Origin of the sequence: Carboxylicivirga fragile (assembly GCF_050589805.1) — a bacterium.
Taxonomy (GTDB): domain Bacteria; phylum Bacteroidota; class Bacteroidia; order Bacteroidales; family Marinilabiliaceae; genus Carboxylicivirga; species Carboxylicivirga fragile.
On the sequence record NZ_JBNGOY010000054.1, the window covers coordinates 16,794 to 40,889 of the forward strand.

Genomic DNA, 24,096 nt, shown 5'->3' on the forward strand with positions numbered 1-24,096 from the left:
TTTCTCAATAAAATTCTCGTTTCTGAGGGATAAAAAATAAAAAATTCGTTTTTTAGCATTTCTTAACACATCAAAGACTTTTAAGCAAACCAAAATTATGCAAGAACTAAACGAATTTTTAAAATTAATTGATTCATATATTGGTAGTCATCTGTGGTTTGTATGGCTATTGCTCGGTACAGGTATCTTTTTTACCATCTATCTGAAATTCCCACAAATACGTTTTTTTAAATATGCTTTACGCATTGTTCAGGGAAAATTTGATAAGGAAGATGATGAGGGAGATACTTCCCACTTTCAGGCTTTAACAACCGCGCTTTCGGGAACCGTAGGAACAGGAAATATTGCTGGAGTGGCTTTGGCAGTGCATATGGGTGGGCCAGCTGCTTTATTTTGGATGTTGGTAACTGCCATGTTGGGTATGACCACAAAGTTTGTTGAGGTGACGCTTTCGCATAAATACCGTGAGAAAGTTGCTGATGGTTCAATGGCAGGTGGACCAATGTATTTCATGAAGGCGCGTCTGAACATCAAATTGTCTTCGGGTAAAATGCTGAATACGGGTAAATGGATCGCCATTGTTTTTGCCCTAGCTACCGTTTTGTCTTCGTTTGGTACAGGTAGTTTACCTCAGATTAATAGCATATCCAACTCCATATTTGCCACCTTTGGTTTACCGCACATGTTAACAGGTTTTGTGTTAGCTATATTATTAGGTTTTGTTATAATTGGTGGTATAAAACGTATAGCAAAGGTGACATCGAAGTTGGTGCCTGCTATGGCATTACTCTATTTTATCGGAGCTATTTCGGTTATTGCTTTTAATTATGAGAATATTTGGCCGTCTATTCAAGCCATCTTCGCCGATATATTTACAGGTTCTTCCGCAACAGGTGGATTTCTGGGAGCAACCATAGCATTTGCATTTAATCGCGGAGTAAACCGCGGTTTATTTTCTAATGAGGCAGGACAAGGGTCTGCGCCAATTGCGCATGCCGCGGCTCGTGCACACGAACCTGTATCGGAAGGTCTGGTTGCGTTATTAGAACCATTTATTGATACCATCATTATTTGTACCCTAACAGGTTTAACCTTATTGGCTTCGGGTGTTTGGAACGAAAAATTGGACAACCGTTTCCAGTTAGCCGACCTGCAAGTATTGCAAGGTGTGCATTATGAAGATGTAAGTGATAATGGTAGAATTCAGCTAGCCAATCATATTAACGGAGAAGAGAGTTTGCCACTTTTTACTGGTATACTTAGTGTTGAAGAAGGGTTGATAACATCAGATGTTAAAGTTGTACACGCTCGTTCTTTGGCCGAAAATGTTAAGGTTCAAAAGGGAGGTACTCCATTTACAGGTCATATTGATGTGATGAATGGTGTGGTTAGTTTGAAAGATGATACGGCAGAGCCTGAATCGTTTATGGATAAAATAAAGGCACAATTCTCATCTGAGCCAAGTAATAAAATAGTTATTCGGGGTAAATCATTAGTACATAGTGCACCACTTACCACTGTTGCCTTTACCAAAGGCTGGTTTGGCCATTGGGGTCAATACATTGTATCAATTGGATTACTATTGTTTGCCTTCTCAACAGCTATTTCCTGGTCGTATTATGGCGATAGGGCAGTTACCTATTTATGGGGACCCAAAGCGGTCATTTGGTATCACATGATCTATGTAGTTGCATTCTTTTTGGCTTCCTTTGTTGACACAACAATCATTTGGACTTTATCGGGTATTACAATTGCATTGATGACCATTCCAAACTTGATTGGTTTGTTATTCCTGCATCGTGAAATGAAGGATGAGGTAAAATCGTTTTGGGTGGAATACCGCCAGCGTTTTCCGGATGAAAAACGTGTACCAAAAGACTAATAATAAAGGTTTGTGTTAATTTATGTCTGATAAAATTGTATTGGCAGATATAAAGAACTTTGAAGAGTTCTTCATGGAGCACCATCATGCTATGGTGCTCTATGCCTATAAATTTGTTAGAGATAAAGATCTGGCAATGGACATTGTGCAAGATGCATTTACCCGACTTTGGGAAAGCCGGAATGAAGTGCTTATAAAAGTATCTGTCACTGCTTATCTCTATAAAACCGTATACAATCTTTGTTTGAACCACATAGAGCAGCAAAAATTACATAGTCAACATCATCAGGCAATTTCTCTTGAATTAAGGGAAAAAGAGCTTGATTATTTTAATGGGGAGACGAGCTTACTTCAAAAAGAAACGGCTAGCGTAATTGCATCGGCGGTTAAAGAATTACCCGAAGACTACAAGCAGGTAGTTGAAATGAGTCGTTTTGAAGGCTTAAAGAACAAAGAAATTGCTGAAAAATTAAATATTCCACAACGTACTGTAGAGACTCGTATTTATCGGGCAATTAATAAGTTGCGCGACTCCTTACGTGATTTTGTAAATAAAAATTAAAAATTCTTTCATTTTGTTGACGTAGTTTTTCGTACTTGTCTGTCATGCTATATAGAAAGTGAAATGACAGATGAACGAATTGAACGAAATAGAGCAGATTATTATTCGCCACTTGGATAACACTGCAACGGAATCCGAGTTAAAGCGATTAAATAATTGGCTTGAGGAGGCAGAGGAGAACAGGAAACATTATCACGAGATGAAGGATGTGTGGGATGCCACACCATCTGTTATTGGGCATGAAAAATCACAGAAGCAGTGGAAGAAGTTAAATCAATCTCGATTAAGGTCGATCCCATTCCGTAGAATTTCCATCGAATTGATTAAGGTGGCAGCTGTTGCTGTAATTGCGCTTATGGCTGGATATTTCTTTTTTGAAGTAGCTGATGAGGATGTTCATTACGCAACAATTGAAGTGCCGTATGGCTCTAAATCTACACTCAAATTACCTGATGGAACTAATGTGACATTGAATGCCGGATCCAAGTTGGTATACCCAAGTAATTTTTCAGAAAAGGAAAGGAATGTTGAGTTATCAGGCGAAGCTTATTTTGCGGTAGAGCATAATCCCAAAAAACCTTTTGTGGTTAATGTAGATGATTTGGAAGTAAGAGTTTTGGGTACAGAGTTTAATGTGATGGCTTATCCCGAATTTAAACGAGTTGAAACTACTTTAGTATCGGGTAAGGTCTTACTCAATCGTAAGGGATTTGCTTATGATGATGGTATAATTTTAAAGCCTGGTCAAAAAGCAACTTATGAAAATAATGGCTTAAAGATTCAATGGGCTAATATTGAGTTAGAATGTAACTGGACTCAGAATGAGTTTTATTTTGAAAGTATACCTTTTAATGAGTTAATGACACGTTTGGAAAAATGGTACGATGTTACCATTGAATACAATAAAGAAGATTTTAAAGACCTTACATATACAGGTAAATTTAGAAATGAAGAAACTGTATGGCAGGCATTTGATGCCATACGGATGACCACGCCAGTGGATTATACAACTGAGCATAGAAAAGTATTTATAACATTGAAAAAATAGTTGCCTATGAGGTAAAGTAGCACATACAAAAAAAACCGGAGAGATGCGGCAACATCCTTCCGGTTAAGAATAATTTTAAAACGAGTTTAAAATAAATCACACAAATTTATGAAAAAATTTTCTAACAGCATGGGAATGCTCTGTTCCTTTGCGAATTCAAAACAGTGGAAGATTATGAAACTTTCAATATTCCTACTGATCGTTAGTATGGTGCATATTTCCGCATCATCTTATTCCCAATCAAAGAATTTAAACTTTACTAAAGGGCATTCAACCTTAAAAGATGTCTTTCAGGAGATTGAGCAGCAATCATCTTATACTATCTTTTATAAAGATGATCAAGTTGACTTAAATCGTGTTATTACACAGGACGTTGATGTTGCTAATGTAGATGAAGTGCTACAAGTGGCACTTAAGGGAACCGGTTTGACTTATCAGATTAACGACAAGTTAATTGTAATAATGAAAGATGAAAATCATATTGCACAACAGGTAGAAAAGAAAACCATTAAAGGTAAGGTAGTTGATAATACAGGATTTCCATTGCCTGGTGTTAACGTATTTGTGCAAGGTACTACAAATGGAACTATTACAAATGTTGATGGTGAGTTTGAGTTGGAGATTAATACAACAGATGAAAATATAGTATTTTCGTTTATTGGATTTGAAACACAGGTAGTTGCTGCTCAGGGTAAATCAAGTTTTGATATTTCTTTAATGGATGAAGCCTTTGGATTAGACGAAGTTGTTGCTATAGGTTTTGGCGTTCAAAAGAAAAGTGATTTGACAGGAGCTGTAGCATCTGTTAAAGGAGATAAATTAACAAAAGTAGTTGCATCTAATCCCGCTGAGCAACTGCAAGGTCGAATGGCTGGTGTAAATATCACTTCAATTGGAGGTGGGCCTGGTGCAGGCATGGATATCAAAATTCGCGGAGCAAGTACTTTAAATAATAATAGCCCATTGGTGATTATTGATAATGTTCCGGGTAGCATGTTTATGCTGAATCCAGATGATATTGAATCGATGGAAGTATTAAAGGATGGAGCTGCCGCGGCAATTTATGGTACTGAAGCGGCTAATGGAGTTATTTTAATTACAACAAAAAGGGGTAAAGAAGGTAAAATGACCGTTAATGCTTCTGCGAAAATGGTTGTACAGAAACAAACAGAACAGCTTCAAATGTTGAATTCAAGTCAATACATGAAGGTAGCTAATATGATGTATGAAAATACGAATACATCAAAGCCACAGTTTTTATCTGAACCTTATTATTACGATACTAATTGGTTAGATGCTGTAGTGCGCGATGCACCAATGCAAGAGTATAATGTAAGCATGAGTGGTGGATCAAAGGATATTCAATACTATGTTTCTGGTAGTTGGTTGGACCAGAAGGGTACCATTATTGGGTCAGATTTTAAAAAGGCAAATATTCGTTCTAAAATTGATTTCAAAGGAGAGTATTTTGATGCAGGGATTAATGTGAGTTATAACGAGACTGATCGTAGTAATTTGTCGATGAGTATTAAAGAAGCATATGAAATGATGCCTATGATACCAGTATTTGATGGTTCAAGGCCGGATGGCTTTGGTTACGCCGATGATGATAAAGGAATGCTTTCTAACAATAATCCAGTTGGTACAGAGCATTTTCGCGATAGCAAATCAACAGACCAGTTTTTCAGTGGATTGGGTTATGTGACATTTGATATTATTAAAGGACTAAATTTTAAATTTGAAGCAGGTTTAAATAATAGCAATCGTCATTCATTTTTACATCATCCTTCATATAATATTAATGAAAAGCAGATTGTACGCTATCCTCGAGTATATGAAGAGCGATCTAACTGGCGTGAAATGAATATTAATAATATACTTAATTACACAAAAGATTTCGGGGATCATAGTTTGAAATTAATGGGTGCTTATGTTGTTAAGAAAGAAACAAATGATTGGATGACTGCCAATATAAGTGGCTTTAAGAATGTATATAGTGCTGAAGGAGATGAATTAATTATTACGGAAGAACCAACAGGTTTCTTAGATGAGAGTTTTAATACCTTAGATGCAGGTCAAGATGGTGATTCATCCGTAGGTGGATCCCGCACTACTTATACGAAAACTTCGTTGTTATGGCGCTTAAATTATTCTTATAGAGGTCGTTATTTGTTTCAGGCAACGGTGCGTCGTGATGGTTCTTCTAAGTTCGGTCCAGATTCACGATACGGTACATTTCCTTCTTTTGCCTTAGGATGGCGTTTAACCGAGGAAAGTTTTATGGGTTCTCAGGATTGGTTGTCAAACTTAAAAGTAAGAGCCAGTTATGGTATTCTTGGTAATGAAAATAGTTTAGGCCTTTACGAACATATGCCTTTGATGACCAGTAGCACAGGTGAATATTTAAGTTATTCCAGAGGTGGTGGAGAAACAGTGTGGCTAGGAACTATCTCGAGAGATTTAGAAAATAGAGAATACCGATGGGAAACGACAACAACGATGAATATTGGTTTTGATTTTGGAGTAATTAATAATAAGCTGTCTGGTTCATTGAATTACTACGATAATACAACAACTGATATGCTGGTTAATAAACCAATTCCTTCTTCAGCTGGTATTAATACTCCAAAAGTGAATTTTGGAGAAATGGTAAATAGCGGATTTGAGCTAGAATTAACTTATCAAGATAGAGTTGGAGATCTAGAGTATACTCTATTTGGGGGTTTGAGTACCACTAAGAATGAAGTGACGAAATTAGGGAATGATTCAGAAAGTATCAGAGGTGTTGCTTTAAATTATTCGGAACACTTTGCGCATCAAACTCGAGTGGGAGGTCCATTAGGTGCTTTTTATTTGTATCAGGTTGATGGTATTTTCCAGAATGACAAAGAAGTTAGTGATTATAATGCTAAGGGTAAAGATGGTGTTGATATCCTACCAAATGCAAAACCTGGAGACATTCGTTTTAAAGATGTGAATGGTGATGGTGTATTGAATGACGATGATAAAATATTTAGTGGTACTGGTATTCCTAAGGTTAATTATAGTTTTAGTATCGATGCTGCATATAAAGGTTTTGATCTATCTATCTTAATGCATGGATCAGCAGGTCATAAGATATATAATGGTAATCGTTATTATTTTGAAGGTATGCGCACGGGAAGAAATATGTTTGCTACTACTGCGAATGCATGGACTACATCGAATACTAATACTGATATGCCGCGTGCTGCTTTTGGTGATCCTAATGGTAATAGTCGGGAATCGACTCGTTTTCTTGAAGATGGAGATTATTTCAGAATTAAAACGATACAATTAGGATACACTCTACCAAGAGTTTGGACTGAAAAGATTAAGCTGCAAAAGGCACGCTTTTATGTAAGTGGCCAGAACTTATTTACGTTTACTAATTATACTGGGCAGGATCCGGAAATTGGTAGGTCCGACGTGTGGAGCCCAAGTCTGGATACAGCATTATATCCAATCTCTAAAATGTACATTGCAGGTGTTCAAATTACTTTATAAAATAGCACTATCATGAAGAAATATCTTATATATATATTAGTTGGCTTGATGCCAATATTGGGGAGTTGTGGTGATGATTTTTTAACCCAAACTCCAGATGATTTACTAACAACTGAAACATTTTATCGTAATCTGTCCGATGCGGAAGCAGCTTTAGCAACCGTTTATGCTCAGATTGGTGCGTCAGACCGTTGGGATGTGACTGAGGTAAACTTTGTAGTTGAGCAATTTCGTTCAGATATGTGTATGCCTGGTCCAGATAGATATGCAGATTGGACAGCCATATCCACTTTTACTTACACAATTGGTAACAGTCGTTTCTTTATTTATTGGGAAGATTCTTATCGCGGATTGAACCATGCTAATCAGGTAATTGAGAAAGTTGGGGCAATGGGAGATGAGAAAATTGACCCAGAACAACGCAATCAAATTGTTGCTGAAGCAAAATTCTTACGTGCATTTCTACATTTTCGCTTATTAAATAATTGGGAGAAGATTATTTTAAAAGAAAAGGCACCTACCAGTGCAGAAGAGTTATCACAAGGTGTTAGTGAACGCTCTGTGGTTTGGGCACTTATTGAATCAGATTTGATTGATGCAGCTAATAATTTACCAGAAACGCAGACCAAAGAAAATACTGGTCGCGCAACAAAAGGTGCAGCCATTGGGTATTTGGGAAAAGCTTTATTGTATCAAGGGAAGTGGTCCGAAGCTGCTTCAGAGTTTAAGAAATTAGTTGATGATGGTGTTGGTGAATATGATTTAGTGGACGATTATAAATCAAATTTTGATGGATCAAATGAGAATAATGAAGAATCACTTTTTGAAATTCAATATTCGCCGGTGCGTTCTAATGGACGTCATATTGGTCATGTACTAGGTAAATTTACTTCTGCCAGTCAAACTGGTGGTTGGGGAAATATTGAAGCAACTTCCAACATAGTAGATGAATTTAAGTCGGAAGGTATGATTGCTACAACAGGATTGTATGACACTAGAATGTATGAAACATTGTTTTTTGATGATCCTAATATAGACGTATTTGGAGAAAGTTTTAAAGATGTTTTTGGTGATTCAGAACAAATAATTTACCGTAAATATACTTTGTCAGATCGACCAGAGAGTGATAATGATCCATGGTATTCTTCTCAAAATGTACCAACTATGCGATTCGCAGATGTATTATTGATGTATGGTGAAGCCTTGAATGAATCAAGTTCTGCTGATGCTGCCAAACCGCATGTTGACCGTGTTAGAGCACGAGCTGATATGCCTGCATTGCCTAGTGGTTTGAGTAAAGAAGATATGCGCCAAAGAATTATTCATGAGCGTGCTGTTGAACTTGCATATGAAGGTCATCGATTCTTCGATTTACGACGATGGGATCCTAACTTACTTGAATCTAAGATGCAAAACAGTGGTAAGCCTGGGGCAGATAACTTTGTTTTATCAAATCATGCTTATTTCCCAATTCCCGAAAGTGAAACTAACACTAATGAGGAATTATAGTTGTGACTTTTTATATGTGTCCTAATATTTTAGTCTATTTTAATAAAAAATAGATTTAAGTAAGGGCATAAAGTTTATCAATACTTAAAAAATAAAAAAATGAAGCAATTAAATATATATATAATTCCTCTTTTAGTTTTGATCTTTGTATGGTCGTGCGATACAAAGGATATTGAAGATATAGAACAAGAAGTGCCCGTAGTTGTATGGGAAGCTGATATCTATAGAGCTAATATAATACTGGAGCCTTATGCTGAAAAGATTGATCCTGTAAATGTGCGTTTATTTGGTAAATCAATAGCGTCAGATGTAAAGGTAAGCATTGAAGTTGATGCTGCAACAACTGCTATTGAAGGGACTGAATTTACAATAGAAAGCAAGAATTTGGTAGTAGTCGCTGGTTCTAATTTTGTGGAAGTGCCATTTGTTATTGATGCTCAAAAACTGGAAGCGGATGTTGAGAAAAAGGTGGTTTTAAATATCACGACGGTAAGCGGTGCACGAAATTCAAAGACTACCTCAACAGTTGTTCTAAATAAGATTAACTACGATGTATCGGGTTGGGCTGGAGATTATACATTCGAAGGTGACGGTTGGACTCGTGATGCTTCAGTTAAAGCGACTGGAACTCCATACGAATTAGTAATGAATAGTTTCTGGGGTAATGGTTTGGATATGGCTGGAACCGTGGATGCTACCGATCTTAATAATCTACGTTTTATTGTTCCAGCTGGTACAAAATTGGATAATGGTTGGGATGATAAAGGAGCTTGGTGGTTAGCAACTGATTTAATTGCTACTATGGATGAAGATGGTAAGGTGATGGATTTCATTCAGTTCGATTATGTTTGTGATGATGGCACCGAAGGAAGTTTCCCATGGTGTTCTGGTAATTGTACCATGACTATGAATTAAAATAATATATGATCTTTAGTTAGTGTGCCTGAGGTTTCTGTGCACACTAACTAAATTTTTCCCATAAACTTTGTAGCGTTTAACTAACGTTTCACTCATATCGTATATGCGTTTTATTATAATTTTCCTATTTTTTGCATTGGCAACAAATATTATTGTTGCACAATCTAAAGTGGTCGGTTCACCTATTTTTCCTGAAACGACTGCTTATACCAACTCTTTGGGTGAAGTAATTAAACTTACTCGGATTGGAGATAACGCTCTGAATTATTTTCTAACTGAAGATTCTTATCCAGTTATTCAGTATGAAAAATGTTTTGAGTATGCTGCTTTTATTGATGGAAAGTTATATCCGTCTGGCCATGAAATTACCTTGAATCATACTGAAGAACAAAAGCAGAATTGTTTACTTTTTAATATTAGGATAGCGCAATATTATCAACAACAAAGGGCCATCTTAAAGGCGACCCAATTATTTCCTTCAGTCCAAAGTGTCGGTGATATTAATATATTGGTGCTTTTAATTGATTACTCTAATAAAAAACATAGTCGTACACGCGAAGATATTGATAGAATGTTTAATGAAGCGGGATACGAGGGGTTTGGTAGTGTTAAAGAATTTTTTCAACGAGCTTCACATGGCAAATTAAATATTTCATTTGATGTAGTAGGGTGGATGAGTACCGATAATCCGAGTACTGAGTACTCCGAAGAAAAAGGTATGTATTTAACTGGAAATTTGGTTAGAGAAGCAGTTGATGCAGCAGAGAACTCTGGTGTTGATTTCTCTAAATATGATAATGATAATAATGGGAATGCCGATGCAGTGATTGTTATGCATGCAGGTTTGGGCGCTGATCATCGTGGTGAAGAACAATATATATGGCCTCACTCCTGGACATTATCGGGTACTGTAGACAAGCAGGTAAGATACGATGGTGTTGAAATCGATCAATATGTAATTGCATGCGAAATGCGAAAGAACAACGGAGTTCTGCAAGCCGCTGGTTCTGGCACTTTCTGTCATGAGTTCGGACATGCACTAGGTTTACCCGATTTGTATGATGGAACTGGAAAATCGAGTGGACTTGGGCATTGGGCTTTAATGTCGGCAGGTTCGTGGTTGGATGGAGGTTATCGACCATCAAATCTCATGGCTTGGTGCAGGTATAAACTGGGGTGGGAAACTCCAATAGAGAAAAATTTTGATGAATACGAGAGTTTAGTTTTGTCATCGATGAATACATCTGAAAACCAGGTGCTCAAAATAAACACACGAAGCGATAATGAGTATTTTCTGATCGAGAATAGACAGGCTGAAAACAATGATGAAGCACAACCAGGTTCTGGCTTGGCGATTTACCAAGTTAATGAGCAGCAAAGCAAAAAAGAGCGAGGTGTAAATGATAATCGTCAAAATCCTGGGATTCGGATGCTCGAAGCTGATTTTTCGTATTCAGGTGGTTTATATGATGGAGAGGATCGTGGAGTTGCTGCCGATTTATTTCCAAGTATTGAGGGTAAAACACATGTTGGTGCTTTTACAATACCTTCTACCAAGTTATTTTCAGGTGGAATATCTGGGGTTGAAATTAAGGATATCACGGTTTTAGAAAACGATGCAGTAAGTTTTAATATTGCTGAGCCACAACCCACTTTATTGTGGCATGGCGAGACTTTTTTTGAGTCGTATTTAAACGATGGATCAATTCGAAATACGATTCGTTTAGAATTAGTAGGTGATGAATTTGTATTTGAAGGAGAAAGTTTAAAATCTTCCAGTTTTGAAGTGAAAAATTTGCCTTTAGTTTATAGTGTGAGGACAAAAAGGATTTCAAATAATTCAATAGAATTAGAGTTGGTTGGCAAACAAGATCAACATGAGCCGTCGAATAATCGCTATAATATTAAATTTAAGTTTCATAATTCCGCCTATAAAACACTAACTAGTGAGGAAATTAATCAGTCGGAAAAAACTGGAGTAAGCCTTAAGTTTATCAATGAAGAAGCTGGCGTTCGTTTATTTGTTGAAGATTTTGAGAATGCAAGTATTCCGTTATTGCCTGATGGCTGGGAAGCTTTGAAAGGAAACGAAGGTAGTGACACCTATTGGGAAACTGTAAGAGGAGGTAATCACACACCTGCAGGTACAAATAGTATTCAGTTTTATAATAAGAATGAGGGAAATGAGGCATTCTGGTTAATTACTCCTCAGATTGATCTTTACGATTATAATGAGGTTGAATTTTCATTTTGGCAGAAGTATGATTTAAAAGGAGATGCTGCTAATAAGGTTGCTATTTCAACTGATAAGCTGAATTGGGCTACCATTTACGATTCACACCCGCAAGCAAACGACACATGGGAAGAAGCGGTCTCGAAAATTCCCGACGACTTTTTAGGTCAAAAAATTTATTTAGGATTCTGTATTTATGAAGAACAAGCCTATGGATGGTTTTGGGATGATGTGGAATTGCGAGCTATTGGATCGAATGCAATTAATACGATAAATGTGGATAATGATTTACAAATAGTATACAACGATGAAATTCAACTTATGAGTGTGAGAGATGAACCTTTTGTTGAGGCAATTTCAATATATAATTTGTCAGGACAGGTTATTAAGCGTAGTAAAGGAGTAAATGAAATATCTACTTCAGGAATAAGAAAAGGTATTTATTTGGTAGGTGTTAAAATGAAGGGATATGATCAAAAAGTATTTAAATTGAGTATGAAGTAAATGTTATGTTTTTTCGTAAAAAATAAAAGTATTTTTACCAAAGGTTTATGCTAGATCAGTAGAGGAAAATACTACTAAATATGTTATTAGTTAGACTTAACAAAGATTTGAAGATGATGGAGAAATGTAAGCAGATAGTTTTTTTTGGTATGCTTGTGCTTTCTTGTTTTATTTTTAGTTGTTCTGAATTAGATGAAAAGAAAGCTAATCAAGAAGTAGCAATTGAAGTTTTAAGCAGGACAATTGGTGCCGATAAACTAAATATTTTTGAATTTTCATTAGAACCTAATGCAATAAAAAAGGATGCTTATTCAGTAGTTAATAATGGAGGAAAGATTCATATTAAAGCTAATACACCTATCGCTTTATGTAGGGGAACTTACGAATTTTTTAAAAACGATTGTAATAGTTTGGTGTCTTGGTCTGGTTCAAAAATTAATATTCCTGAAGTTTTACCACAGGTTAATCGTCAGGTAACAAGTCCGTATCAATTTCGTTATTATTTTAATGTGGTAACACATGGTTACTCCACTGCCTATTGGGATTGGAAGCGATGGGAGAAGGAAATTGATTGGATGGCTTTACATGGCATAAATATGCCATTGATTGGTGGTGCACATGAGGCGATTCTTTATAGAGTGTTTGAGAAACTTGGGTTAACCAAACCTGAAATTGAAGCTTATTTTTCTGGTCCTGCACATTTTCCCTGGAACCGCATGGGTAACCTTAATGGTTGGGATGGGCCTGTGCCTGATTCGTATTATCAGAAACAAATTGATTTAACACACAAAATGTTAGATCGGATGTATGACTTGGAGATGACGCCAATTGTTCATGCGTTTGCTGGCTTTGTACCTAAAGGCTTAAAGCGATTGTATCCTGATGTTGAGATGCGTGAACTTGGGTGGGGAGGTGGATTGCCACTGGAAAATAATGCCTACATCCTCTCACCTAAAAGTCCGCAATTTATTGAAATAGGTGCTTTATACATTGAAGAGTGGGAAAAGGAATTTGGTAAAGGTGAATATTATTTGGCCGATAGTTTTAATGAAATGGATGTGCCGCAATCTCCAGATCCAGAAGAAGCCTTTGCTGAACTGGCTATGTACGGCGAGTCTGTTTATAACTCCATAAAAAAGGCTAATCCGGATGCCACTTGGGTTATGCAAGGTTGGACATTTCCCTATCACCGTGATGAAAACGGCAAGTTGTTCTGGACAAAAGAGCGATTGGGATCTCTGGTTTCAAAAGTACCTGATGACAAGCTATTAATACTTGATTTGGCGAACGAGTACAATCATGTATTCTGGAAGATTGATTCATCCTGGAAAATGTACGAAGGTTTCTTTGGTAAAAAATGGATTTATTCTTTTATCCCTAATATGGGAGGTAAAGTGCCATTGAATGGGGTACTTGATGTGTATGCTAATATTGCGGTTGATGCACTCGAGTATGAGAATAAAAAGAATTTGGTTGGATTTGGTTTTGCTCCCGAGGGGATTGAAAATAATGAAATTATTTATGAATTATTATCGGATGTGGCCTGGTCGCATAAACGAGTTAATTTAGATAGTTGGATTGAAAAATATTGTATTCAACGTTATGGAGCCTATCCTGCGAAAATGAAGGATGCTTTTGAACTTTTGAACCAGTCTTGCTTTGGAACATTTACCGATCATCCAATGCATCGTTATCAATTCAGACCCTATGATAAGCCTCAGGGCGTTGAAGATCATGCTACCGTTCATACATCGCAAACTTTTGAGGAAGCGGTCAGAACATTTGTGGCTTGTTCATCTGAATTAGATGAAAGTGATTTATATACCTACGATGCCATAGAGATGGCTGTGCAATATTTGGGGCTTTTTATTGATCAGCAATTATTATTTTTTCTTGATGAAGAAGGTGAAAATGACCATCTGGAATTAAAAGAAATAATGGATATTCTATTGGTAATGGATCGTTTGTTAGAATCACATCCCAATCATAAATTGGATAATTGGGTTAATTTTGCACGTAGCTGGGGAGATAATAATGTTGAGAAAGACTATTACGAGCAGAATGCCAAACGATTGATTACGACATGGGGTGGCGATCCTGTTAATGATTACTCGGGACGTGTTTGGAGTGGTTTAATTCGCGATTATTATGTGCCTCGATGGATTAATTATCATTCCGATAAATCGGGAAATCAAAAAAATAATATGCGCGAGTGGGAAGAAATGTACATAGCCACACCTGGTGTTTCTAGTGTTGAAACGTATGAAGAACCACTCAACGTGATAAATGAAATGTTAAATAAATATCATCTATACTAATACATATGGCTTCATACATTGTAATTGCATTATTTTCGGTTGGAATAGGCGTTGGATGGCTTTTTCGAAATAAGGAAAAAACACGTAAAAATGTTGATGTAGCTGTTACCTGGGCTGTATACCTGCTACTATTTTTACTTGGTATTTCCGTTGGGGTTAACGAAGAAATTATCAATAATTTTTCACGAATTGGTTATAAAGCTTTCTGGTTAACATTTGGTGCCGTTGCAGGCAGCGTATTGTTGGCAAAGCTTGTTTATGAGTTGTTTTTTAAAACGAAGGATAAGGCATAGTTATGAAAGGGAGTTTAATAATATTGGCATTTTTTGCAGTCGGCCTTGTTGGCGGTATTTATGATGTTTTTCCAACTTGGTTATTAAATGAAGAGTTAACAACTTATGCTTTATTTGCTTTAATGTTCCTCGTTGGAATTAGTATTGGAAGTGACAAAACGGCATTTTCCATCCTGCGTAAAATGAATTTAAAAGTTGTGTTGGTGCCATTAACTGTTGTGGTTGGTAGTTTAGCAGGTACAGCACTAATTTCTTTTATTTTGAGCGATATAAGTGTGAAAGAAGCGATGGCCGTTGGAGCAGGGTTTGGTTACTACTCTCTATCAAGTATTTTTATAAGTAAGTTGAGTGGGCCAGAGCTTGGGGTAGTTGCTTTGCTATCCAATATTTTTCGAGAAATACTGACCTTGTTGGCTGTTCCATTTTTAGTTCGATATTTTGGAAAGTTAGCTGGAATTGCAACGGGAGGTGCAACAGCCATGGACACTACCTTACCCATTATCGTGAAATTCACAGGTAAGGATTACGGCATCATTGCCATCTTTAGTGGAATAATCTTAACAATATTGGTGCCTATTCTGGTTAAAGTGATTTTTGAGTTTTTGTAGTTAAAAATTAGACAGTTACAGATTAGTAGTGTAGCTTTAATGGGAGAGCTATATCCATTTTTCAATGTAAATTTAGGGGGTAGGCAAGACTTAGGCGTTTTATTAATAGTTTGCTTTCCCGATCCGATTATACCGCTTACAAACCAAAACGATTGATAAAAAAATCAACCTGTGCTTTTGTATCGGCATTAACCATTGTAATTAGCAAAATGATTTATCAATCATTTTGGAATACAATTGGTATTATAATTAAAGAGATTAGGAATTTAAATAAAAGAACAGTTATGAAGAATCTGTTGAAAATGATTGTTTTGGCAATGTTTGTTTTTACAGGCATTGCTTGCAGTGAGCAAGGAAAGCACGATTGGGAAAATACCGAAGTTTTTAGTGTGAATAAGGAGCCGGCTCATGCCACTTTTATTCCATTTGATGAAGTGTCGGATAAGCCCTTTAGGGATAAGTTTGAAAGTCCCTTTGTGAAAAGCCTGAACGGTACATGGAAATTCAATTTTGTGAAGAAACCTGCCGACCGTCCAAAGGATTTTTATAAGAACGATTATAACATTGAAGCTTGGAATGATATTGAAGTGCCTGGTAATTGGGAACTCCAGGGGTTTGGTACGCCAATTTATACCGATGTACCATATCCATTCCCGGCTAACCCGCCTTTTATACCAAACGATTTTAATCCGGTAGGTAGCTACAAACGCTCGTTTTCTATTCCATCTGATTGGGATGGTAAAGAGGTGTTTATTCACATGGGTAGTGTTAAGTCCGCTTTTTATATTTGGATAAATGGTGAGAAACTAGGATATGGACAAGGAAGCAAGGTGCCTGCCGAATTCAACATTACTTCATATTTACATGAAGGAGACAATACTGTGGCGCTTGAAGTATATCGTTATAGCGATGGTGCTTACCTCGAAGATCAGGATTATTGGAAAATAAGTGGTTTGGAACGGGATGTGTTTTTAATTGCTCGTCCCAAAACTCATTTGCGAGACTTTTTTGTTAAGGCCTTGTTGGATAAGCAATATCGCGACGGTGTTTTTTCGTTAGAAACGAAATTTGTTGGAGCCATTGATGCTGCTGAGAATGTAACAGTTTCGATAAAGCGAAATGGCATTGAATATTTTAATGAGACAAAACCAGTAGCTTTAAATAGTGTTTTTAAAACAAGCATTAAGGATGTAAAGCAATGGAGTGCCGAGCAACCAAATTTATATATGCTTACCATTACGCATAAAGATGCCAATGGTAAAGTCATAGAATCAGTGACACGCCAAATTGGATTTAGAACATCCGAAATTAAAGGTGGGCAATTATTGGTGAATGGAAAACCAATCCTGATTAAAGGTGTGAATCGCCACGAGCACGATATGAATACTGGGCGTGTGGTTTCGATGGAAAGCATGATCAAGGATATTGAAGTGATGAAGCAGTTTAATATCAATGCCGTTCGAACAAGCCATTATCCAAATCGTGAGGAGTGGTACGACTTGTGTGATAAATATGGGCTCTACTTGGTTGATGAAGCAAATATAGAATCACACGGTATGGGTTATTCGCCTGAAAAAGCTACTGCTAATCAAGCCATGTGGAAGAATGCTTACCTTGATCGTGTTGAGCGCATGGTGCAAAGAGATAAAAATCATGCTTCAATTATTATTTGGTCCATGGGTAATGAATCGGGTGATGGACCAAACTGGCCAGCCTGTTACGAACTGATGAAGTCGATTGATGATACCCGTCCAATACAATCGGAAGATGCCGGCTTAAATGAATACACAGATATTTACTGCCCAATGTATGCGCGCCCGTGGCGCTTGAAGCAACATACCAACCATTTACAAACGCGTCCTCTAATTCTGTGTGAATATGCACATGCCATGGGTAACAGTGTTGGCAATCTTCAGGATTATTGGGATCTGATTTACAAACATCACCAATTACAAGGTGGTTTCATTTGGGATTGGGTAGATCAAACCTTTGCCATTGAAGATAAAGACGGAAACCCAATATGGGCCTATGGAGGCGACATGGGCCATGTTGGCGTTGAAAATGATAGTAACTTCTGTGCCAATGGTTTAGTGGCTGCTGATCGCTCTTTAAATCCACACATTTGGGAAGTTAAAAAGGTATATCAGAATTTCCATTTCGAAGCTCTTGATTTGTCGTCAAACCAAATTAAAATACATAACCGATTTGACTTTAATACTTCAGAGAATTATCAATTCGAATATTCTATTCAGGAAGACGGCTTGAAAATAAAATCAGGTTTACTTAAAGTGCCTACTATTGAGGCTAATAATTCGGCTGTGGTGAGCTTACCTAAATTTAAGATTAATCCGAAAAAAGGAGCACAATACCATTTAAACTTAAATGTAAAAACCAAGATCGCAACAGCGATGATTCCCAAAGGGCATGAAGTGGCTGCTGAGCAGTTTGGCTTACCTTATGCTTTGCCAGCGATTAAAAGAAAGGCTAGAGGAAGATTGGAAGTGAGCACTGTTAACAATAGTTTGAATGTAGCTACCAAAGACCATAAAGTAACTTTCAATAAGGAAAAAGGCACATTAACACAGTATAGTCTGAATGGATTGGATATCATGAAAGGAGACTTGCGCCCTCATTTTTGGCGAGCTCAAATCGACAATGACTTGGGTAATGGAGCTTCGTCGCGTGTTGGCGTTTGGAAAGATGTGGCTGATCGTTTAAGGTGTGTGGCATTTGATGTAGAAGACTTAAAAGACAGAGTTGTGGTTTCAACCAAGCTTGAGGATAAACAAACGGAAGTACTTGTTGAAGTAGTGTATTCTGTATTGGCCAATGGAGTAATCAATGTCGATTATCAATTAATTCCTGGAAATAAGAGCATGCCCGAATTACCACGCATAGGCATGCACATGTTGGTGAATTCTGATCTTAAAGATTTACAATGGTTAGGCCGTGGCCCTCACGAAAACTACAATGACCGTCATACTTCTGCATTTGTTGGTCTTTATTCAGGAAGTGTTTGGGAGCAGTATTTTCCTTATGTTCGACCGCAAGAAACGGGATATAAAACAGATGTTAGTTGGTTTAGTATAATCAATAAGGAAGGCAATGGTTTTATGGTGCGAGGCGATGAAAAATTAAGTGCCAATGTATTACCATTCGATTATTCGGTATTGTACCACAAGAAGAAAGGTGAAGCGCAAAAGCACGGTGGCTCTGTTAAAGAAGGCGATGTTTATTCTGTATTTATTGATTTAGCGCAGCAAGGTGTTGGCGGTGATAATAGCTGGGGAGCGAAAGTACACCCTGAATATTGCTTGCCTTACAAAGCTTATAGTTATTCGTATTCGATACGACCAATATTAAAAAATGTTGATGTTAATCATTTGGGGAGAATTGTATTCGAATAACGATTCGTTAATTGGTTTTCCCCATTTGTGTATAAATTAACAAACAAGATATATCATGAATTTATTTAATAAATTAGTTGTCATTTGCGCAGTAATATTTCTGGCGTCGTGTCAAGCCCCAGTTACAGAAACTTCGTTTTTGGAGGCTACATGTGCCGATGTATTAGATATAGCCTATAATCCAGATTCACCAACATCTAAAAATAACCATGTTCATACGGGTTTTGCCGATAAAGGGGCTTGGCATGGTTATTTCTTGCCCGAATCGGTAAATATGATGGGAGGCTTTACCGGTCCGTATATTATTGCAGGCGAATACCCTGTTTATTTGGCCAAAAGTTTAGGTCAAATTATCATCAAGAAAAGTATCGAGGGTAATTGGATTCCATGTCAATTTGATTCTACCTCTAAGGCCTATTATCCCGGGCGTTTAGTGCAGACATTAAAATCAAATGACCTTGAACTAAACTTGACTTTATCTTATGCCGATTCGCGTACAGCTCTAATTTCATACGAAATAAAAAATAGTTCTAACGAAGATTCAGAATTTCGAGTTGAATGGAAAGGCGAAGTATTACCTTACAAGAATGACTTGAAACTAGAGTTAAATAGTGCTGGACTGAATATAAACTTTAAGGGGCAAAAAGAGATTTGGAATTATATGACAGGTGCTGAGCATCGTTTTGCTATCCGGTTCCAAGATGAGGTTAATAGCACTATAGAGGGTGATAAATTTAGCTTTTCATTACCTAATCATGTAAGTATTTCCAAGGGAGAAAAAAAGATATATAATGTTTTGCAAGCCTATACTTTTACTAATGAAGAAGCTAGTATCTTCGAAGGTAATGTGGCGACTTATTTCAATACGGCCGATGATGTGCATAGGACCAACGGTAAGCGATGGAAGGCCTTGGAAGAAAAGGTGAAATCAAGAGTCGGGAGTGACGAAAGAGCGCTTCAAACAGGGATGAAGGCGTTAATGACTCTGAATACCAATCGTCGTTCGCCAGCAGGGAAAATACTAACAGAAGGTGTTGTGCCAAGTACTTTTTATAAATGGTTCAATGGAGTATGGGCCTGGGACTCGTGGAAACATAGTGTTGGTTTAGCGCCATTCTTACCCGAAGTAGCTAAGAACAACATTCGTAGCATGTTCGATTATCAGGTTTCTGTCGATGATGAAGACCGACCTTGGGACGAAGGAATGATTTTGGATTGTATTTTTTACTACGATGATAAGAATGGTTCGGGAAATTGGAATGAGCGTAACTCAAAACCACCATTGGCAGCCTGGGCAGTGTGGCAAGCTTTTGAACACTCGCAAGATACCAGTTTTGTTGTAGAGATGTTACCACGTTTGGTGCGGTATCATAACTGGTGGTATCGAAATCGTGATCACGATGGTAATGGTATTTGCGAGTATGGATGTACCATTCATCCCTATAACGTAGCTATTACCGAGAAGGATGGCAGTATAAGCGATCATCGCATTGAAGCAGCTGCCTGGGAAGGTGGTGGTGATAACTTCATTCGTTTCGATGAGGACTTAGGTGTTAAAATGTTGGACAATCATTACCATGGTCGACTAATTGGTTATAGTATGAATCAGGAAAGTTCTGATTTAAATGCTTTTTTGGTGGCCGAAAAACAATATTTAGCACAAATGTTTGAATTACTTGGGCGTAACAAGCAAGCAAAAAAATATCAACAGGAAGCTGAAAAGGTGGCTACTTTCATTCGTGAAAAAATGTTCGATCAAGAAACTGGTTTCTTTTACGATGTAGATATTGAAAGTAAAGAGCGTGTTGCAAGCCGGGGAAAAGGGCCTGAAGGATGGATCCCATTATGGGCGAATGTGGCTACAAAACTGCAAGCCGAAGCTGTGGTTAGCAACCTGATGGATAAGGAACAGTTTAATACAAAAGTGCCATTTCCAACAGCCGGCTTAGATAATCCGCGTTTCAATCCCAAGGGTTATTGGAGAGGTCCTGTTTGGATGAGTCCTGCCTGGTTTGGATTAAAAGGCATGCGTAACTATGGCTTTGATAACGAGGCTAAAATTTTAGCCAATAAAATATTGCTTAATGCCGAAGGCTTAAGTCAAAAAGGGCATCCTATTCGTGAAAATTACCACCCTATAACTGGTGAAGGATTAAGTTGCTACAACTTTAGTTGGTCATCAGCTCATACGCTTATGATTCTGAATGAATTTAAAGGTGAGGTTTTCGTGGAGTAAACATTCGTATTGATAAAAAAAAGGATCGTATCTTTATTAAGTTTTTAATACAGATGCGATCCTTCCATTTTTTAGATGCTGAAACTTACATCCAAATTATGTAGACTAAAGGTAAAATCAAACCAGCCATTAAATACCATTTGCCTCTACCTGCTAACCCTTTTTTTCCTTTTACCATAAATAGACCTGATAATGCAAAAAAGATGAGCGTAAATGCAAAAATATCTCCTACAATAGTCCAATGAGCCACTTTATTATAGTGCAACTTATTCATAAAGTAAATGAGAGGCTTCTTTTTATGATACTCGTAATCAACAGTTCCTGATACTGTCTCGTATATGCCTAATCCGCCATCCAGCATAACGCGATAGTGTTCTTCATCAATACTTAATATGCGCTTTATTTCTGGAAGATCACCTTTGCTCTGCCATTCAGCAGCGAGTTCAGCTCGTGATAAATGTTTGGCTAAAATAACTGTTCCTTCGGTGCTTTTAAAAGCTGGATCTGTACCGTCAATATGATTAAGAATGTATCCTGATATACCATAGATAAGAGAAATCCCCACCATCAGATAACCTAAGTCGCGGTGGATGATTCGGATCCATTTTCTAAACTTCTTATTCGACCACTTCATATTCGCTTCCTTCAACAAAATAAATAGAGTAGTGATCTTTGCCATGTTCTTTCATCCAGGCGCGCATGTCGTTAATGTTATCCATCTCAGTAGAACATGCTTCTGCAGAACCATCTTCCGCTTTGTGTTGCAGTTCCTCTTCCCACTGGTCAATGTATTCCTTGGTAAGTTTACGCTCTTTCAAGGTGCCGGTCACTATTAGCGTATTCCCCATAAGACTTTGGTCGAAACCAGTAATCTTTCCACCTGCTTCAACTCGCACGGTAAATTTTTCATCATCACCTACAAGAAATGCGCGTTTACCGGAGTGTTTACATGTATGGGTCACATGGCCTTTTATTTTTATTGTTTTATCAACTAAGCCTTCAGCTTCATTAAGAAGGTTGTCGATTACAATAACTTTGTCAGCCTTGTCAGAGTTATCATCTGATTCATTTGTTTTTAGATTGCAAGCTGTTAGTAATAAGCTTGCAGCGAAAGCTAGTAAAAGATAATTTTTCATTCGAAATAAATTTAGTTCGTTTATTGTGTGTTTTCTATCAAGCCATACATTGTCTGAAGATGGATGGCATGTATTAAATATTAGAAATTAAAATTAGTAAATGCAATTGGTATTTCGAGGTCTGTATTCGACTAAATGACTTTTACAGTCAGTTTTTAACAAGTGCTTAACAACGTTTTGTGAATTTCGAAGGTTTAGATACACTGATTGTTATTAAAAATAGTGGCTCACAACAATTATCAGTAACTATTTATTTAAATTGGCAGTATATTTGTTTTGTACCTTAAAAAACTAAAATATAAAAATATGAAAAAGAACGTATTTGCAATATTAATGTTGCTTGTGTTTGGAGCTGTAGTAGTAAGTGCTCAAATGAAAGAGCCTGTAAAATGGAAGTTTGAGATTAAGGAAGTTAATCAATACGAAGTTCAGGTTGTGGCTCATGCAACTGTGGAAGAATCTTGGAAAGTATACGGATTAAATGTGCCCGAAGGTGGACCAGTGGCTACTGAAATCACCTTTGAAGGTGGTGAAAATAGTAAACCACTTAAGAAAGCAGTTGAGGTAACGCCACCAACTGTAAAACACGATGAGGTATTCGATATGGAAGTGCCCTATTTTAAAAAGAAGGCTACTTTAAGTCAGAATGTACGTATTACAAAGCGTCCGGCAACGGTAAAGGGTTATTTAACATTTATGTGCTGCGACAATGAAACATGCTTACCTCCAACAGATGTGGAGTTTGAGTTTGTAGTAAAATAAGCTAGTTTCAATACATATTATATTAACCCCGCAAAAGCGGGGTTTTTTGTTGGATAACTTTTGATGTGTTTTAATCCTTCTATCTTTGCGCTTGCAAAACAATATATAAGAAGATGATAAAAATGATTGTGTCCGATATGGACGGAACCCTATTGAGCTCGAATAAACAATTGCCACGTGATTTTTTGGCAGTGTTTAATAGGCTGAAAGCAGAAGGAATACAGTTTGTTGTAGCTAGTGGGCGTCAGTATTACACCTTAGAAGACGAGTTTAAGCATTTGAATCATAACATTGTCTTTGTGGCCGAAAATGGAGGATTTATTAAGTGGAGTGGAGGAGAGATGGTAACTCGTTCGGTAAAGCCAAAAGACGCAAGTGGTTTAATTAATAGGATTAGGGCTATCGAAGGGGCTAATATTGTTTTGTGTGGTAAAGATGGTGCTTATGTAGAGGACACTTCCAAAGATTTTGTGAGTGAGATGTCGAAATACTATGTCCGGCACAAGATAGTGGAGGATTTAACATTTGTACAAGATGATATTCTTAAAATAGCGGTTAACGATTTTTCAAATATGGAATCGTCTACCTATCCTCAGTTAAAAGAATTATCTAATGATTTTCAAATAAGCACATCTAGCCCTATTTGGTTAGATATTATGCCCAAAGGAACTAATAAAGGGAATGCGATTAAATTTTTGCAAGAAAAATTCGGAGTGAGCAAAGAGCAGACGGTTGTTTTTGGTGATTATTTGAATGATTTGGAGATGATGACTGAGGCTAAGTACAGTTACGCAATGGCCAATGCTCATTCGCTTGTTAAAGAAGCTGCTGCTTTTGAAGCCTTAAGCAATGATCAGGAAGGGGTGACAAAGGCTATAATAGCACTGTTGGACGAGTAGTAAAAATAATTAAACACTTGATTATTAAAGGAGCCGATGGCTCCTTTTTTTATGCAAGAAGGGCAAGTACGTTTACTTGCCCTTACCCTTAAATCAGCTAACTAAATCCAAGTTATATGAAAAAATCCACTGCAAAAATGCAGGTATATTTTAATTATTGTATTTCACTAGTGACCGACTAATTTTTTAAAATGAGGGTACTCCCTAAAGGTTTCCCCTCAAAGTTGTAAATTGATTTTGCGAAACATTTTACAAC

At 37.2% G+C, this 24,096-nt stretch carries 16 protein-coding genes; 14 read left to right on the forward strand and 2 right to left on the reverse strand.

Translation table 11 applies throughout. From position 1 onward, the window contains the following. Positions 1–97 precede the first annotated feature (97 nt). From ACRD7B_RS19255 to ACRD7B_RS19310, 12 genes are all read left to right on the forward strand, one after another. Positions 98–1,882, forward strand: a complete 1,785-nt coding sequence (locus tag ACRD7B_RS19255) for an alanine/glycine:cation symporter family protein (RefSeq protein ID WP_430826270.1) — start codon at positions 98–100, stop codon at positions 1,880–1,882. A gap of 22 nt (positions 1,883–1,904) precedes the next feature. Continuing rightward, positions 1,905–2,444, forward strand: a complete 540-nt coding sequence (locus ACRD7B_RS19260) for an RNA polymerase sigma-70 factor (RefSeq protein ID WP_430826271.1) — start codon at positions 1,905–1,907, stop codon at positions 2,442–2,444. 70 nt (positions 2,445–2,514) lie between these two features. Beyond that, positions 2,515–3,492, forward strand: coding sequence for a FecR family protein (locus ACRD7B_RS19265; protein ID WP_430826272.1), 978 nt, complete (start codon positions 2,515–2,517; stop codon positions 3,490–3,492). Between the two features lie 174 nt (positions 3,493–3,666). Continuing rightward, the gene (locus ACRD7B_RS19270; RefSeq protein ID WP_430826273.1) at positions 3,667–7,017 is read left to right on the forward strand and encodes a TonB-dependent receptor; all 3,351 of its coding nucleotides are present in this window, start codon (positions 3,667–3,669) and stop codon (positions 7,015–7,017) included. Positions 7,018–7,029: 12 nt separating this feature from the next. Beyond that, positions 7,030–8,526: a RagB/SusD family nutrient uptake outer membrane protein gene (locus ACRD7B_RS19275; protein ID WP_430826274.1), complete on the forward strand. Its 1,497-nt coding sequence runs from the start codon at positions 7,030–7,032 to the stop codon at positions 8,524–8,526. 99 nt (positions 8,527–8,625) lie between these two features. Then, positions 8,626–9,441, forward strand: coding sequence for a hypothetical protein (locus ACRD7B_RS19280; RefSeq protein WP_430826275.1), 816 nt, complete (start codon positions 8,626–8,628; stop codon positions 9,439–9,441). Positions 9,442–9,547: 106 nt separating this feature from the next. Continuing rightward, the gene (locus tag ACRD7B_RS19285; protein WP_430826276.1) at positions 9,548–12,181 is read left to right on the forward strand and encodes a M6 family metalloprotease domain-containing protein; all 2,634 of its coding nucleotides are present in this window, start codon (positions 9,548–9,550) and stop codon (positions 12,179–12,181) included. 80 nt (positions 12,182–12,261) lie between these two features. Continuing rightward, a complete protein-coding gene (locus ACRD7B_RS19290) occupies positions 12,262–14,499 on the forward strand; it encodes an alpha-N-acetylglucosaminidase (protein ID WP_430826277.1) in 2,238 nt (745 codons plus the stop codon). Positions 14,500–14,504: 5 nt separating this feature from the next. Continuing rightward, a complete protein-coding gene (locus ACRD7B_RS19295) occupies positions 14,505–14,792 on the forward strand; it encodes a LysO family transporter (RefSeq protein WP_430826278.1) in 288 nt (95 codons plus the stop codon). Positions 14,793–14,794: 2 nt separating this feature from the next. Continuing rightward, positions 14,795–15,400, forward strand: coding sequence for a LysO family transporter (locus ACRD7B_RS19300; RefSeq protein WP_430826279.1), 606 nt, complete (start codon positions 14,795–14,797; stop codon positions 15,398–15,400). Between the two features lie 284 nt (positions 15,401–15,684). Next, entirely contained in the window at positions 15,685–18,807 is a 3,123-nt protein-coding gene (gene lacZ, locus ACRD7B_RS19305) for a beta-galactosidase, LacZ type (RefSeq protein ID WP_430826280.1), read from the forward strand. Positions 18,808–18,862: 55 nt separating this feature from the next. Beyond that, positions 18,863–21,043, forward strand: coding sequence for an MGH1-like glycoside hydrolase domain-containing protein (locus ACRD7B_RS19310; RefSeq protein ID WP_430826281.1), 2,181 nt, complete (start codon positions 18,863–18,865; stop codon positions 21,041–21,043). An 85-nt stretch (positions 21,044–21,128) separates the two neighbouring features. Here the strand turns inward: ACRD7B_RS19310 and ACRD7B_RS19315 are convergent, their stop codons facing one another. Further along, positions 21,129–21,722: a PepSY-associated TM helix domain-containing protein gene (locus ACRD7B_RS19315; protein WP_430826282.1), complete on the reverse strand. Its 594-nt coding sequence runs from the start codon at positions 21,720–21,722 to the stop codon at positions 21,129–21,131. After that, positions 21,661–22,179 (reverse strand): hypothetical protein, encoded by a 519-nt coding sequence (locus tag ACRD7B_RS19320; RefSeq protein WP_430826283.1) that lies wholly within the window; start codon positions 22,177–22,179, stop codon positions 21,661–21,663. Before ACRD7B_RS19320 ends, ACRD7B_RS19315 begins: the two co-directional genes overlap by 62 nt. 306 nt (positions 22,180–22,485) lie before the next feature. Between ACRD7B_RS19320 and ACRD7B_RS19325 the strand changes: the two genes are divergently transcribed. Together ACRD7B_RS19325 and ACRD7B_RS19330 are read left to right on the forward strand one after the other, a co-directional pair. Next, positions 22,486–22,941: a protein-disulfide reductase DsbD domain-containing protein gene (locus ACRD7B_RS19325; RefSeq protein WP_430826284.1), complete on the forward strand. Its 456-nt coding sequence runs from the start codon at positions 22,486–22,488 to the stop codon at positions 22,939–22,941. A gap of 113 nt (positions 22,942–23,054) precedes the next feature. Next, positions 23,055–23,840: an HAD family hydrolase gene (locus ACRD7B_RS19330; protein ID WP_430826285.1), complete on the forward strand. Its 786-nt coding sequence runs from the start codon at positions 23,055–23,057 to the stop codon at positions 23,838–23,840. The last annotated feature ends 256 nt before the right edge of the window (positions 23,841–24,096 follow it).

What these genes read in the sequence shown, in the direction of transcription:
- lacZ (WP_430826280.1), top strand. Translation starts at nt 15,685, where the DNA reads ATGAAGAATCTGTTGAAAATGATTGTTTTGGCAATGTTTGTTTTTACA.
- ACRD7B_RS19310 (WP_430826281.1), top strand. Translation starts at nt 18,863, where the DNA reads ATGAATTTATTTAATAAATTAGTTGTCATTTGCGCAGTAATATTTCTG.
- ACRD7B_RS19255 (WP_430826270.1), top strand. Translation starts at nt 98, where the DNA reads ATGCAAGAACTAAACGAATTTTTAAAATTAATTGATTCATATATTGGT.
- ACRD7B_RS19295 (WP_430826278.1), top strand. Translation starts at nt 14,505, where the DNA reads ATGGCTTCATACATTGTAATTGCATTATTTTCGGTTGGAATAGGCGTT.
- ACRD7B_RS19290 (WP_430826277.1), top strand. Translation starts at nt 12,262, where the DNA reads ATGTTATTAGTTAGACTTAACAAAGATTTGAAGATGATGGAGAAATGT.
- ACRD7B_RS19320 (WP_430826283.1), bottom strand. Translation starts at nt 22,179, where the DNA reads ATGAAAAATTATCTTTTACTAGCTTTCGCTGCAAGCTTATTACTAACA.
- ACRD7B_RS19265 (WP_430826272.1), top strand. Translation starts at nt 2,515, where the DNA reads ATGAACGAATTGAACGAAATAGAGCAGATTATTATTCGCCACTTGGAT.
- ACRD7B_RS19330 (WP_430826285.1), top strand. Translation starts at nt 23,055, where the DNA reads ATGATAAAAATGATTGTGTCCGATATGGACGGAACCCTATTGAGCTCG.
- ACRD7B_RS19280 (WP_430826275.1), top strand. Translation starts at nt 8,626, where the DNA reads ATGAAGCAATTAAATATATATATAATTCCTCTTTTAGTTTTGATCTTT.
- ACRD7B_RS19315 (WP_430826282.1), bottom strand. Translation starts at nt 21,722, where the DNA reads ATGGCAAAGATCACTACTCTATTTATTTTGTTGAAGGAAGCGAATATG.
- ACRD7B_RS19270 (WP_430826273.1), top strand. Translation starts at nt 3,667, where the DNA reads ATGAAACTTTCAATATTCCTACTGATCGTTAGTATGGTGCATATTTCC.
- ACRD7B_RS19285 (WP_430826276.1), top strand. Translation starts at nt 9,548, where the DNA reads ATGCGTTTTATTATAATTTTCCTATTTTTTGCATTGGCAACAAATATT.
- ACRD7B_RS19260 (WP_430826271.1), top strand. Translation starts at nt 1,905, where the DNA reads ATGTCTGATAAAATTGTATTGGCAGATATAAAGAACTTTGAAGAGTTC.
- ACRD7B_RS19325 (WP_430826284.1), top strand. Translation starts at nt 22,486, where the DNA reads ATGAAAAAGAACGTATTTGCAATATTAATGTTGCTTGTGTTTGGAGCT.
- ACRD7B_RS19275 (WP_430826274.1), top strand. Translation starts at nt 7,030, where the DNA reads ATGAAGAAATATCTTATATATATATTAGTTGGCTTGATGCCAATATTG.
- ACRD7B_RS19300 (WP_430826279.1), top strand. Translation starts at nt 14,795, where the DNA reads ATGAAAGGGAGTTTAATAATATTGGCATTTTTTGCAGTCGGCCTTGTT.